The 14095-nt window shown below is 67.5% G+C and carries 8 protein-coding genes; 4 read left to right on the top strand and 4 right to left on the bottom strand.

Translation table 11 applies throughout. From position 1 onward, the window contains the following. Window positions 1-27 precede the first annotated feature (27 nt). On the bottom strand, window positions 28-966 hold the full coding sequence (locus PKE75_RS13960) for a YiiG family protein (RefSeq protein WP_271169351.1): 939 nt from the start codon (window positions 964-966) through the stop codon (window positions 28-30). 217 nt (window positions 967-1183) lie between these two features. Here PKE75_RS13960 and PKE75_RS13955 point away from each other — a divergent pair, with 217 nt between their 5' ends. From PKE75_RS13955 to PKE75_RS13940, 4 genes are all read left to right on the top strand, one after another. Next, entirely contained in the window at window positions 1184-2206 is a 1023-nt protein-coding gene (locus PKE75_RS13955) for a catalase family peroxidase (protein WP_271169350.1), read from the top strand. A 29-nt stretch (window positions 2207-2235) separates the two neighbouring features. Next, complete coding sequence (locus tag PKE75_RS13950; protein ID WP_271169421.1) at window positions 2236-2775, top strand: cytochrome b; 540 nt, start codon at window positions 2236-2238, stop codon at window positions 2773-2775. Window positions 2776-2880: 105 nt separating this feature from the next. Further along, window positions 2881-3519, top strand: coding sequence for a thiopurine S-methyltransferase (gene tmpT / locus PKE75_RS13945; protein ID WP_271169349.1), 639 nt, complete (start codon window positions 2881-2883; stop codon window positions 3517-3519). Between the two features lie 306 nt (window positions 3520-3825). Then, complete coding sequence (locus PKE75_RS13940; RefSeq protein ID WP_271169348.1) at window positions 3826-4878, top strand: ketopantoate reductase family protein; 1053 nt, start codon at window positions 3826-3828, stop codon at window positions 4876-4878. 511 nt (window positions 4879-5389) lie between these two features. On the opposite strand, the gene PKE75_RS13935 is transcribed toward PKE75_RS13940, so the two are convergent. The 3 genes from PKE75_RS13935 to PKE75_RS13925 form a co-directional block, all read right to left on the bottom strand. Then, complete coding sequence (locus PKE75_RS13935; RefSeq protein WP_271169347.1) at window positions 5390-6967, bottom strand: reverse transcriptase domain-containing protein; 1578 nt, start codon at window positions 6965-6967, stop codon at window positions 5390-5392. A gap of 415 nt (window positions 6968-7382) precedes the next feature. Then, a complete protein-coding gene (locus PKE75_RS13930; RefSeq protein WP_271169346.1) occupies window positions 7383-11078 on the bottom strand; it encodes a vitamin B12-dependent ribonucleotide reductase in 3696 nt (1231 codons plus the stop codon). A 460-nt stretch (window positions 11079-11538) separates the two neighbouring features. Then, window positions 11539-13971: a calcium-binding protein gene (locus tag PKE75_RS13925; protein ID WP_271169345.1), complete on the bottom strand. Its 2433-nt coding sequence runs from the start codon at window positions 13969-13971 to the stop codon at window positions 11539-11541. Between the last annotated feature and the right edge of the window lie 124 nt (window positions 13972-14095).

The following is a 14095-nucleotide window of genomic DNA, read 5'->3' as shown; positions in this document are numbered from 1 at the left end:
TCGAGGGCCCGTCCGCCCCGCGGGCGCTCATTTCGCGAACTGGGTGGCGGTCTCCGAGGTCGAGACCATCATGTTGTAGTCGTTGACGAGCCAGGTGAGATCCCGGCCCGCGCCCTTGCGCGCGTCGCCCTTGGCCTTCTGGAGCTTGTCGCGGAACTCCCGCAGCTTGCCGAGGAACGATCGCGGCTGCGACTCGAACACGAAGAACGAGTTCGGATTCGCCGCCGCATAGGCGTCCATGTCCTTGACGGCGGCGGCGTAGGTCAGCACGGCGGCTTCGAAGGCCGGCATGTCGACCACCGGCCTGTTCTCGTCCGGGAACAGACCGACGGCCTGTCGCGCCCGGATCATGACGTTGGCGACGTGCCAGCGGGCCTTGCGACCCTCGGCCTGCTCGATCATCGCGAGCTCCGCGAGGTCGGCCTTGGCCTTCTCTGCGGCGAGGAGCGTGTCGATCTTAGCCCGTTCGGCGGTGAAAGCGGCCGCCGCCGGAGCGAGGCGCGCGTGCAGCGCCTTGCCGCCGGCCATCTTGTCGTCCTTGTAGTCCTGCCGCTCGTAATAGCCGTCGGCTTCGGTGACGATCGGCGCCAGCGCCTCATAGGCGGCGATATAGTCGGGCATGGCTGCGTCGAGTTCGGGCATCGCGGGCGGCGTCGCGATCGCGGCCTTGGCTTTCTCGATCTCCCCCGAGACGTCGTAGAGAGAATAGAGCCCGTAGACGATGCTCTCCTTGCCGGTCGGGCCCGATTTCATGTTCCGGACCCAGCTCTCGTAACGCGCGATCGACTCCGAGGCGCGAAGCGTGCGGTTGAGCAGCGCGACATAGGCGTTGAGCTTGAGGATCGTGGCCTGCGTCGCAGCGGCGTCGACCGGCTGCGCCGCGGCGGGAGGCGCCGAAGGCGTCTCGGCTGCGACAGGGGTCGCCGCCAGAATCGCAGCCAGCGTCAGCGCGCGTAGACCCGTCATGACGAACTCCAGAATGACCCTGTGAATCAGCGTGCCGGATCATGTCAGGGGTTTTGCGCTCCGGCCACCGGCAGCCGCGGCGCGTCTCGAACGAGGATGAGGCAATGACGTTCGATTGCCGGGGGGCCGTAACAGGCGCGCCGCCGCCTGCGTAAGGAACGCCGACGGCCAAGTCCGCGACGTTCCGGATCGGGCTGAATTGAGCTTGGAGATTTCCTTGGCAGAACCAGCCCGTTCCATCCTCGCGCCGTTCCTTGCGATCGGCCTCGTCGTCGCCGGGGGCGCAGGCGCCTTCGCCTACACGGCAGGCTGGCTCTCGCCCGACAGGCTGACGCCCGACAGGATGGTGGACGCCTTCGCGCCGCCGGGCGGCCCCGCGCCCGGCCACCGCCGGAACCACGCCAAGGGCGTCTGCTTCACCGGCGTGTTCGAAGCAAACGGCGCCGGGGCGGCGCTTTCCAGGGCCCGAGTGTTCGCGACCGGCGGCTACCCGGTCGTCGGCCGCTTCAACTTCGGCACGCCGGACCCGAACGCGCCGGACGCCACCGCGCGGGCGCGCGGCCTCAGCATAAAGGTCTCGACGCCCGACGGTCAGGAATGGCGCAGCGCCATGATCAGCGCGCCGGTCTTCCCCGTCTCGACGCCGCAGGCGTTCTACGAGCTTCTGAAGACGCCGAAGGACCCGAACGCCATGAAGGCGTTCGCGGCAGCCCATCCCGAGATCGGGGCCTTCGGCGCCTGGGCCAAGTCCGCGCCGTGGACGGCGAGCTACGCCGAGGAGCGCTATAACAGCCTGAACAGCTTCATCTTTACAGACTCAGGCGGCGAGGACCGCGCCGTGCGCTGGTCGTTCATCCCTGAGGCGACGCCGGTTCCGGTCCCCGCGGAGGATCTGCCCAAGCGCGGACGGGACTTCCTGGAAAAGGAGATCGCCGAGCGCATCGCCGCCGGCCCCGCGCGCTGGACGCTCGCCGTCACCGTCGCCGAACCCGGCGATCCGACCGCGGATCCGAGCAAGGCCTGGCCGGCTGGCCGCAAGACGGTCGAGGTCGGCAAGCTGGTGGCGCAGAAGATAGAGCCCGAGGCCGACGGCCCCTGCCGCGACGTCAATTTCGACCCGACGGTGCTGCCGTCCGGGATCAGGACGTCCGACGATCAGTTCCCCGCCGCCCGTTCGGCGGCCTACGCCGTCTCCTTCGACCGCCGCTCGGCGGAAGCCAAGGATTATCCCGCGAAATGACCATCGTTTCCGAGCCGAGGGCCGCCGCCATGACCGAGAGCCGCCCGCGTTTCACGCCCCTCCAGCGCGCGCTGCACTGGCTGATGGCGATCGGCGTCCTGTCGATGCTGTTCATCGGCGTCGGCATGGTCTCGACGGTGACGCAGACGCATCTGACCCTGGTCTCGATCCACAAGCCGCTGGGGATCGCGCTGCTTGTGCTGGTGATCATCCGCATCGCCGTGCGCCTGACAACAGGCGCGCCGGCGCTGCCGGCCGACCTGCCGGAGCCGATGAAGCTCGCGGCGAAGCTCTCCCATCTCGCCTTCTACGGGCTGATGGTCTCGATGCCGCTGATCGGCTGGGCGATGCTGTCGGCGGCGGACTATCCGATCACGCTGTGGGGCGGCTTCACCCTGCCGCCGATCGTCTCCCCCAGCCGCGAACTCCACGCCTGGCTCTGGGACGCCCACCGCACGCTCGCCTTCTGCTTCTTCGCCCTCGTCCTGCTCCACATCGCGGCGGCGCTGTTCCACGTGTTGGTGCGCAGGGACGGCGTGTTCCAGCAGATGGCGGGCGGGGAAGGGTGACGAAGGCCGACGATGGCTAGGTTTTCCGGAGCACGCTGCTCGTCTATCGAAAGGCGCCGCGCGCTCATGCGCGTCGCCTGACCGGCGCGGCCGGAGGGGCACGCCATGGACGACGACTTCTGGCGCCGCAAATGGCGGGACGGGGCGATCGGGTTTCATCAGCCGGCGCCGAACCCGCTTCTTCTGACGCATCTTCCGGCCATCGGGCTCAAGGCGGGCGCGCGGGTGTTCGCCCCGCTCTGCGGCAAGTCGCTCGATCTCGGTTGGCTGCGCGGCCGGGGCTTTCGCGTCGTCGGCGTGGAGCTCGTCGGGGAGGCGGTGGAGCAGCTGTTCCAGGAGGCTGGCGTCATTCCGGAGATCGAGCGGTTCGGGGACCTGTCGTGCTACCGCACCGACGGAATTGACGTGTTCGTCGGCGACGTCTTCGCGCTCGATCGCGAAACGCTCGGCGCCGTGGACGCGGTCTGGGACCGCGCCGCCCTTATCGCTCTCCCGCAACCGATCCGCTCCCGCTACGCCGCTCATGTCATCGCGACCAGCGCCGGCGCGCAGCAGTTGCTCGTCACGCTCGACTACGACCAGACGCTGATGGATGGGCCGCCGTTCGCCGTCAGCGACGAGGAGGTCAGGGCGCTCTACGCCGACGCCTATGACGTCGCGCTGCTCGCCAGCGCCGAGGTCGAGGGCGGGCTGAAGGGAACGTGCCCGGCGACGGAGACGGCGTGGCTTCTACGCGCGACGTGACGTTGCAGCTTTCGCTGGCGTGAACGGCCGGCGTCAGGCCGCGGCGCCAGCGAAAACATGCGCGGGAGCAACGCCCACGTCATCGAGGCGATCCTGACGCATGGCGCGCCCGCGCTCGGGTGGGCTGAGGGGAGGCGGGAGCCGGCCCTATCGCAAGCCTGTCGACAGGCGCCGCGTCCTGACGCGCGGTCTTTTTCGGACATGCCGGCGGGCTCAGTCTCTCGCGCCACCGCCGAATGCCTCATTGTGAAGGGTCGGGGCCTCGGCTAGGGGTGAGCGATTCCTGAGTCCTATGGAAAGTATGAGATGGCGCGCAGCGTTTTGATCCTCGGAGCGTCTTACGGCTCGTTGCTGGCGACGAAGCTTTTGATGGCCGGCCACAACGTGACCCTGGTCTGCCGGCGGAGCACCGCGGACCTCATCAACAGCGCCGGCACCGAGGTGCGCATCAAGCTGCGCGACGAGCCGGAGCATCGGTCGATCTTCTCGCGCGACCTGCCGGGAAAACTGGACGCGACGCCTCCCGAGAGCGTCGACGTCTCGCGCTACGATCTGGTCGGCCTCGCGATGCAGGAGCCGCAATACGCCAACCACACGATCCGCGTTCTCATGGTCAAGATCGCCGAGGCGAAGCTGCCTTGCCTGTCGATCATGAACATGCCGCCGCTGCCTTATCTCAAGCGGATACCGGCGCTTGCGGACATGGACCTCGAGGAGGCCTACACCAACGCCCAGGTGTGGGAGCGGTTCGAGCCGGGGCTGGTGTCGCTTTGCTCCCCGGACCCGCAGGCCTTCCGCCCGCCGGACGAGCCGGCGAACGTCCTGCATGTCGGCCTGCCCACCAACTTCAAGGCCGCGACTTTCGCGGACGAGGCCCACAACGCGCTGCTGAAAGAGCTCGAGGCCGACATCGACGCGCTGAGGCTCGACGGCCATGACGTGCCGGTGAAGCTCAAGGTGTTCGATTCGCTGTTCGTGCCGCTCGCCAAATGGTCGATGCTGCTGACGGGCAACTACCGCTGCGTCACGCCCTCGGGCGACCCGCGCTCGATCCGCGATGCGGTGCATGGCGACCTCGCGCTGTCGCGCTCGATCTACGAGCATGTCGACGCGATCGTCCGGAAGCTCGGCGGCGATCCGGCGGACCAGGTGCCGTTCGAGAAATACGCCAAGGCGGCCGAGAGCCTGCTGAAGCCGTCTTCGGCCGCCCGCGCGGTCGCGAGCGGCGCGCCCTTCATCGAGCGGGTCGACCTGCTGGTGAAGCTCATCGCGAACCAGATCGGCATGCCCAACGCCGCGATCGACGACACCGTGCGGACGGTCGATTCAAGGCTGAACGAAAGCATCGTTCCGGGGTGACCGGGCGCCGTGCCGGTGGTGATCCACCGCCGTCATGCCCGGGCTTGACCCGGGCATCCATCACGCCCAGCGCGTCCGCGCCGGGGATGGATCGCCGGTCAAGCCGCGGATGACGGGCAGGGTTGGCGCCTCGCGCGCGACGCCTCTCAGTCGGTCCGGATGGGCGCGTCCGCGCCCGGAGGGATCGCCTGCCGGATGAGCGCGCGAACGTGCGAGAGCATGCGGCCACGCCAATCGCCCAGTCCGTGATTTTGGCGTCGATTGGCTGAGAGGCGCTCCCGCGATCTGGCGAAGGATGTGGATCGCCCGCCCGCCACCTGCATCTCGATGGCGTGGGCGAGGTCGGGCACGCGCGACCCCTCAACCCTCACCGAGACGTTTCAGCCACGCATGAACTCCTCGAGCCGCGGCCCCGAGCGTTAGATGCCGATCGGCCTGGATCCGCCCGAGGTAGAACCGCCGGAGATGACCAGCGTCAGCGCCTGGATCGTCTTGGGTGAGAACATCCGAGCTAGGCCTGCGCCGCGGTTTCAGCGTTCGATGGCGTTGCCTGCCTCAACCGAGCAGCCGCCGACTGAAGCGCCCTGGCAGGAGCGCCGTCGCGGGTCGTCTGAACGTACAGCCGGAAGCGCCGCCGGATCTGCACCTTCAGATTCCGAACCTGTCGCATCGCCGGTCGGCCATCTGCCTTCATGGTCGACTCGATCTTCCGGACGTAGGTCCAGAACGTCCAATCCGACTTGTCCTCGACCGTTTCGAAGTCGCGTACCCGAAGGAAGCGACCATAGAGACCCGCGTAGTTGAACTCCTCGCAGATCTGGTCGACGGACTTTGACGGGTAGCGCAGGGCGGCGGCCACGCCCTCGCGCTTGGCGACCGCAGCAACCTTCTGGACCAGGCTGGACATCGTCGAGTCCCTGATCCTCACCTTCTGGCCGTCGAAGCTGAAACCCAGATACTCGAACCGCTTTGATGGCCGTTCAGCGTCCTCTTTCGCGTTCTGGCAAGTCTGTCCCTTGGCCGCCGGCGTGAAGCGATGGATCGAGGTCTTGTCCTTGGCGATCTGCAACTGATCGCCGTAGGTGCCGATCGAGCGAGAGACCCCCTCGACGAAAGCCTTCGGGTCGATGTCTTCGGCCGGGACGACGAACAGGATGTCGTCGCTGTAGCGCATGTAGACGCCGCCGCTGGAGGCTGCGAGTTTCTTCATCTCCGCGTCGAAGTCCAGCATGTACATGTTGGCCAGCAGGTCCGAAATCGGGGTGCCCTGCGGGATGCCGTAGGCCTCTGTCCTTACCTCGGCGATCCGATCGTGCTTGCCGCCGTCGCCGAACACGATCTCCCGCATGGTCTCGGCGTCGCAGAGCCGGACCGGGATCTTCCGTCGGTCGACGAGATATCCTTCGACGGGTGTCGGACGGCCGCCGACGGTCTTCTGCCCCCAGATCCCGAGGCGGCGGTACACCTCGAACAGGTCTGCCTGGACGTATTTCGTCAGACTTCGGAAAACCCGATAGTGATCGGGCGGAAGATCAGGAAGGCCAAGGACCGAGGCCCAGACGCGCTTCAGTCTCGCGTGGTCGAGGTTCTCGAAGAAGCTCTTGATGTCGAGGCAGATTGCGTAGCAGTCGCCGAGCCGCCGGATGTGGTTGACCGCGTCGTACGCGAAGTCGATGTTGCACTTGTTGCCCGGCCTGTAAGGGCTCGCGACGCGCCTGTAGGCCAACACGACGTCGTCGAGGCCTTCGGCCATCAGCCGTTCCTCGTAGAGCGCTGAGAGCCAGTCCCGGTAGCGCATGTAGATGTAGGCGTCGCTTCTGGCGGCGTAGCGCAGCGGCCGCAGCTTCGACGGGCGGTGCGGCTGGTCCCGGCGCCGGAAATACCGCTTGATCTCGTCGAAGCGAAGCAGCGGGTAGAAGGCGTGTGCGGCGACGCGCGCCGGGTCGTTGGCGAGGGCCTCCGCCTGCTCGATCGACATGATCGCGTCGAAGTGGCGGTAGGTCTTCAGCTTGGCCTTGGGCAGGACCCAGGGCCGGGGAGGCTGCGAGAAGGGACGCTGATTCTGTTCGAGGGTTCGGCATACCGTCATGCCAGCGTCCCTTGCCGTTTCTAGTCGAGGACCATCGTTCCTCTAAAGTGCCGAATTCAACGCAGTCGAGTACGCTGGACGCGCAACCCTCATCGGGTTGTCGGCCATCCTGCCAGGATGTTCCGTCGATCCGACCATGGAGATGACCTTGTCGATCATCAACCTGATCTTCGCGGCGAGACTTGACAGGCTTAACTCGTAACTCGCAGGCCTTCCGCCTGCGATCAGCTGAGGGGGAGATCGCACCGCTCGACTGAGTGGCGGTCCTCAACCCCAATTCCCAACGGCGAACCTTCTTGAGTGGCGGTCCGCCGGGCCATCGGCCCGTCCGCCGGATTGGCGGACGGACCTGCTTGTTTCAAACTTTGGGTCGGAATTCCCAACTTTGGGTCTCCCTCCACATATTAAGGCGCCCTCAGCTGCACCCGCTCGTCGAGCCGCACGTCTCGCACTTCAGGCACGTGCCGTTGCGCACCATCGTGAAGTTGCCGCACTCCGAGCAGTTTTCGCCCTCGTAGCCCTTGAGGCGCGCCTCGAGGCGGCGGGAGTCGGCGGTTCGCGCCGCCGGGGCTGCGTCCTTCGGAGCCTCCCAGGCGAGGTGGCCGAGCGCCTCGGCCGGCTCGGGCTCGCGCTTGAGCGCAGTCGCTGCGCTTCCGCCGATCGCCGAAGCCGCCGGCCGTCCGCCGATCGCCGTCACATTGCTCGCGGCCGCGCCCTTGGGCTCGGACGGCGTCGTCGGCACCGCCGCAAGCTGGCGGCCGCGCAAGAGGCCCTTCGAGACCGGGGCGGAGGCAGGGGCCTTGTCCTGGCTGACGCCGGTCCCGATCGCGTCCGGCGTGATGTCGGACGGGTCGACATGGGCGAGGTCGTAGCGCGAGAGGTAGGAGATCGCGAGCTCGCGGAACACGTAGTCGAGGATCGACGTCGCGTTCTTGATCGTGTCATTGCCCTGCACGAAGCCGGCCGGCTCGAAGCGCGTGAAGGTGAAGGCCTCGACATACTCCTCGAGCGGCACGCCGTATTGCAGGCCGAGCGAGACCGCGATGGCGAAGTTGTTCATCACCGAGCGGAAGGCCGCGCCTTCCTTGTGCATGTCGATGAAGATCTCGCCGATGCGGCCGTCGTCATATTCGCCGGTCCGCAGATAGACCTTGTGGCCGCCGACGATCGCCTTCTGGGTGTAGCCCTTGCGGCGGCCCGGCAGCTTCTCGCGCTCGCGCACGATCTGCACGCGCTCGACGATCTTCTCGATGACCTGCGCGGTGCGGGCGGCGGCGGGGGAGGCGATCAGCGCGTCGAGCGCGTCGTCCTCGTCCTCCTCGTCGTCGGCGATCAGCTGCGAGGACAGCGGCTGGCTGAGCTTGGAGCCGTCGCGGTAGAGCGCGTTCGCCTTCAGCGCGAGCTTCCACGACAGCATGTAGGCGGCCGAGCAATCCTCGACGGTCGCGTCGTTCGGCATGTTGATGGTCTTGGAGATCGCGCCCGAGATGAAGGGCTGCGCCGCCGCCATCATGCGGATGTGGCTCTCGACAGAGAGGAAGCGCTTGCCGGTGCGTCCGCAGGGGTTGGCGCAGTCGAACACGGGGTAGTGCTCGAGCTTGAGGTGAGGCGCGCCCTCGACCGTCATCGCCCCGCAGACATGGGTGTTCGCGGCCTCGATCTCGGCCTTGGAGAAGCCGAGATGGGCGAGCAGCTCGAAGCTCGGGTCCTCGAGCTTCTCGGCCGGGACCTTGAGAACGTCGGTGAGGAAAGCCTCGCCCAGCGTCCACTTGTTGAAGATGAACTTGATGTCGAAGGCCGACTTGCAGGCGGCCTCGAGCGCGTCGATCGCCTCGTCCGGGAAGCCGCGCGCGCGCAGCGTCGTCGGGTTGATGCCGGGCGCCTGCCGCATCGAGCCGTGGCCGACCGCGAACACCTCGACCTCGGCGATCTGGTGCTCGGCGTAGCCGAGCGCGCGCATCGCCTCCGGCACCGCGCCGTTGATGATCTTGAAATAGCCGCCGCCGGCGAGCTTCTTGAACTTCACCAGCGCGAAGTCGGGCTCGATGCCGGTGGTGTCGCAGTCCATGACGAGGCCGATCGTGCCGGTGGGGGCGACGACCGAGACCTGCGCGTTGCGGAAGCCGTGCTGCTGCCCGAGCGTCAGCGCGCGCTCCCAGGAGGCTTGCGCTGCGGTCACGATCGCGGCTTCCGGGCAGGCCGCGACGTCGAGCGGAACGGGGAGGGTGGACAGACCCTCATAGCCCGCCGTCTCGCCGCGCGCGGCGCGGGCGTGGTTGCGGATGACGCGCAGCATGTGCTCGCGGTTCGGCTCGTGGCCGGCGAAGGCGCCGAGCTCGCCCGCCATCTCGGCCGAAGTCGCGTAGGCCGTGCCGGTCATCAGCGCGGAGAGCGCGCCGCAGAGCGCGCGGGCCTCTCGCGAATCGTAGGGGATGCCCGACGACATCAGCAGGCCGCCGATGTTGGCGTAGCCGATGCCGAGCGTGCGGTAGCGCCAGCTGAGCTCCGCGATCTGGCGCGACGGGAACTGCGCCATCAGCACCGAAATCTCGAGCACGACGGTCCACAACCGGCACGCATGAGAGTAGGCCTCGACGTCGAACGTCTTATCCGCGCTCCGGAACTGCAGAAGGTTGAGCGACGCCAGATTGCACGCGGTGTCGTCGAGGAACATGTATTCCGAGCACGGGTTCGACGCCCGGATCGGACCGGAGGCCGGGCAGGTGTGCCAGTCGTTCACCGTGGTGTGGAACTGCACGCCAGGATCTGCGCAGGCCCAGGCGGCATAAGAGATCTGGTCCCACAGGCCGCGCGCCTTCAGCGTCTTTATGGGCTTGCCCGTCGTGCGCGATGTCAGCTGCCAGTCGCCGCCGGTCTCGACCGAGCGCAGGAAGTCGTCGGTGACGCGCACCGAGTTGTTCGAGTTCTGGCCGGCGACGGTGAGGTAGGCCTCGCCGTCCCAGTCGGTCGTGAAGGTCTCGAGGTCGAGCTCCGTCTCGCCCTGCTTGGCGAGCTGGATCACGCGGCGGATCATGTTGTCGGAGACCTGCGCCTTGCGGGCGAGCTTGATCTCGCGCTTGAGCGCCGGGTTGCGGTCGGGCAGGAAGCAGTCGTCGCCTTCGCCGTCGCAGTTTACGCAGGCCTTCAGCACCGCCTTGAGGTGCTTCTTGACGATGCGCGAGCCGGTGACGAGGGCCGCGACCTTCTGCTCCTCCTTCACCTTCCACGAGACATAGGCCTCGACGTCCGGGTGGTCGGCGTCGACCACGACCATCTTGGCCGCACGGCGTGTGGTGCCGCCGGACTTGATCGCGCCCGCCGCGCGGTCGCCGATCTTGAGGAACGACATCAGGCCGGACGAGCGCCCGCCGCCGGAGAGCTTCTCGCCCTCGCCGCGCAGGCCGGAGAAGTTGGATCCGGTGCCAGAGCCGTACTTGAACAGCCGCGCCTCGCGGACCCACAGGTCCATGATGCCGCCCTCGTTCACGAGGTCGTCGGAGACGCCCTGAATGAAGCAGGCGTGCGGCTGCGGCCGTTCATAGGACGACGGGGAGGGGCGGACCTCGCCGGTCCTGTGGTCGGCGTAGAAGTGGCCCTGGCTCGGCCCGTCGATGCCGTAGGCCCAGAACAGGCCGGTGTTGAACCACTGCGGCGAGTTCGGCGCGGCCTTCTGAGTCGCCAGCATGTAAGCGAGCTCGTCGAAGAAGGCGCGAGCGTCCTCCTCGGTGTCGAAATAGTCGTGCGTCCAGCCCCAATAGGTCCAGGTTCCGGCGAGACGGTCAAAGACCTGCCGGCTGTCGCGCTCGGCGACGAAGCGCTCGGACTCGGGAAGGGCGGCGAGCGCGGCCTCGTCGGGAACTGAGCGCCACAGCCAGGAGGGAACGGTGTTCTCCTCGACCGACTTCAGCCGCGCCGGGACGCCGGCCTTGCGGAAATACTTCTGCGCGAGGATGTCGACCGCGACCTGGCTCCAGGCTTCCGGCGCGTCGATGTCGGCGGCGCGGAACACGACCGAGCCGTCCGGATTGCGGATCTCGCTCGTCGCCTTGCGGAACGTGATGTCCGCGTAAGGGGACCGGCCGGCCTTGGTGTAGCGACGTTCGATGCGCATCGGTCCGAAGCTCCAAATACGTGTGCCTTACGCGTCCCCCGCGACGCGTAAGGGCCGGGGATGAACCGGCTTTGTCTGTCGTCGAGGCGCGCGCGATCGCTCCCGCACTTAAGCGTGCGCGTCTGCGATCCGGAAGACGCGCCCCCGATGATGTCTCTCGATGAGCCTAGGGCAGGTCCCGAGGGGCCGCCGAAGACGAGGCCAGAAGCTAGTGCGAGTCTCCCGGAGGCGTCGAGTCGCGATTTCGGCTTCTCCCCGCCGTTTTCGCTAGCCCTCGTTCCTGTGACCGTTCGGCGACACTAGATATAGTGGTCTCGATCAGTGAATCAAAGGTTGAAAAACATCGCCCCAACCGTCTGAACCGATTGATTTTCGCCGGACGACCGTTCAGAGCGGCCGAACGAGAGCCATGTGGAGAACTGTGGGGAAAGACCGGTCCGCGGCTCGTTCGCCCCTGCGCTCACACCAGCACGAAATCCGCGTTTGTGATTGTCGAGTGGTTCTCGAGCGTCGCGAACTTCACTGCGGCGTAGGTGGCGCCGGCGCCGTCGCGGTCGAACAGCAGCGCCCCGGTCGAGGCGTTGTAGATGATGCGGTCGGATGAATCGTGCGCGGCCGTCCCGGCGTAGAACGCCGACGCCGCCAAAGCGCCCGCCGAGAGCCCGGTGAACACCGCGTTCTCCAGCCGGATCGTGTCGTCCGCCGCCTTGAAGTCGATGATCGTGTCGACATTACTCGCGCCCAGCGCGTTGGCGAACACGAAGGTGTCGTGACCGGACCCGCCCGAGATCTGGTCCGCGCCTTTGCCGCCGTCGAGGACGTTGTCGCCCGAATTGCCGGCGATCTTGTTCGCCAGCGTGTTGCCGGTCCCGTTGACGTCGCCGTCGCCGGTCAGCCGCAGCCGCTCGATGAACTGCCCCGCCAGCGAGTAGCTCACCGAGCTCAGCACCCGGTCGTCGCCTTGACCATCCAGTTCGACCGCCGTGTCGCCCGCGCTCTGGACGACATAGTCGTCGTCGCCCTTCGCCCCCGCCATCGCATCGGCGCCCTTGCCGCCGTCGATGAGGTTATCGCCGGAATTGCCGGCGATGGTGTTGTTGAGGCTGTTGCCGGTGGCGTCGATGTCGCCAGAGCCGGTTAGCCGCAGCCGCTCGATATATTCGCCCGCCAGTGAGTAGCTGATCGCCGACACGACGCGATCGTTACCCTCGCCGTCCTTCTCGATGGCGTGGTCGCTGGCATTGTCGATGTAATAGTCGTCGTCGCCGAGGCCGCCGGTCAGAGTGTCGGCGCCGGCGCGGCCATCGAGCAGGTTCGCGTCGGCGCTCCCGGTCAGCTTGTCGGCCTTCCCGGAGCCGATGGCGTTCTCGATGAAGCGCAACTGGTCGCCCGCGGCGTCGCCGCCGGTTCCGGCGCCGACGCCAAGGTTGATCTCCACGGCCGCGCCGGAGGCGGAATAGTCCACCGTGTCGACCCCGCCGCCGCCGTCCATCAGGTCGAAGCCGGCGCCGCCCTTGAAGGTGTCTTCTCCGTAGAACCCGCTGAAACCCTCGTCGCCAATCAGCGTGTCGTCCCCGGCGCCGCCGTCGATCAGGTCGTCGCCGCCGAGGCCCGTGATTACGTTCGAGCCGGGCGCGCCCGTCAGCGTGTCGTCCCCGCCCTGGTCGAGGTCGCTGTCCGCGCCGGTGACGTTCTCGAAGCCGGAGATCACGTCACTCTGCGCGGCGCCCCCCGAGACCGCGTTGGTCGCGAGATTGATCCGCACGCTTTCATAGGTGTCGAAATAGGTGAGCAGGTCGGTCCCGCTTCCGCCCGTCAGCCGGTCGGCCCCTGCGCCGCCGCCGATCGTGTCGGCGCCGCCGCCGCCGTCGATCGTGTCGGCCCCGGCCGCGCTATAGAGCTCGTTATCCTCGCCGTCGCCGACCAGACTGTCGTCGAAGTTCGTCGCCCACACAAACTCGACGCCTGCGTAGACATCGCCTTCCGCGTCGCCGCCCGAGCCGACGCCGGTGGCGAGATCCACCATCACGCCGGCCGCGCTGTAGAAGAAGTACAGCTTGTCGAAGCCGTCGCCGCCGTCGATGCTGTCTCCGCCGGCGCCCGCCGAGATGTAGTCGTCGCCGCTTCCGCCGAAGATGGTGTCGGCGCCCGCGGCGGCGCCGAGCGTGTCGTTCTCCGTTCCGCCGTCGAGCCGATCGGCGTCCGCTCCGCCCTGAAGCGTGTCCTCGCCCTCCCCGCCGTCGAGCGTGTTTCGCCCGGAATTGTCGTAGATGTAGTCGTTCCCGGCGTCGCCTCGCATCAGGTCGTCGCCGACGCCCTCCGCCGCGGAGTAGCCGATGTGGTCGTTGCCCGCGCCTGCGTTGATCGTGTCGTTGCCGTCGCCGCCCTCGAGGATGTCGATGTCGTCTCCGCCGCCCAGATAATCGTTCCCGGCGCCGCCGTAGAGGCGGTCCAGGCCCAGGCCGCCGATGAGCGTGTCGTTGTCGTTCTCGCCGTATAGCGTGTCCGCGCCGTAGCTGCCGTCGACGCTGTCAGCGCCCCGTCCGGCCTTGACGGTGTTGTCGGAGCTGTCGCCGGTGATGGTGTCGGCGTAGGACGAGCCGATCAGCCCCTCGATCGAGAACAGGTTGTCGCCCTGGGCCTCGCCGCCGGTGGCGCCGCCGTAAGAAGCCATGTTGACGACGACGGCGGTGGACAGGAGATACGACACCCAGTCGTAACCGCCGCCGCCCTCCATCCGGTCGGCGCCGGCGCCGCCGTAGATCGTGTCGTCGCCGTCGCCGGCATCGATCGTGTCGTCGCCGGCATAGCCGAAGATGGAGTCGGCGAGGCCGGTGACGCCATCGGCGCCGTCGAGTCGCTCGCTTTCGTCCGTGCCGGTTACGGTGGCCATCGCGCTTCTTCCCCCGAAAGTTGGCATGCGATGCGGGCGTCCGCGGCGAGACGCCGCAGCCAGATTAGCGAAGCGCGCGATGTTCACAAGCCTCCGGCTGTGAGCCGCGCGCGTTGCGCGGGTT

The organism is Hansschlegelia plantiphila (assembly GCF_027922265.1).
In the GTDB taxonomy this organism is placed as follows: Bacteria; Pseudomonadota; Alphaproteobacteria; order Rhizobiales; family Methylopilaceae; genus Methylopila; species Methylopila plantiphila.
This window is presented reverse-complemented; position numbering and strand designations above follow the sequence as displayed.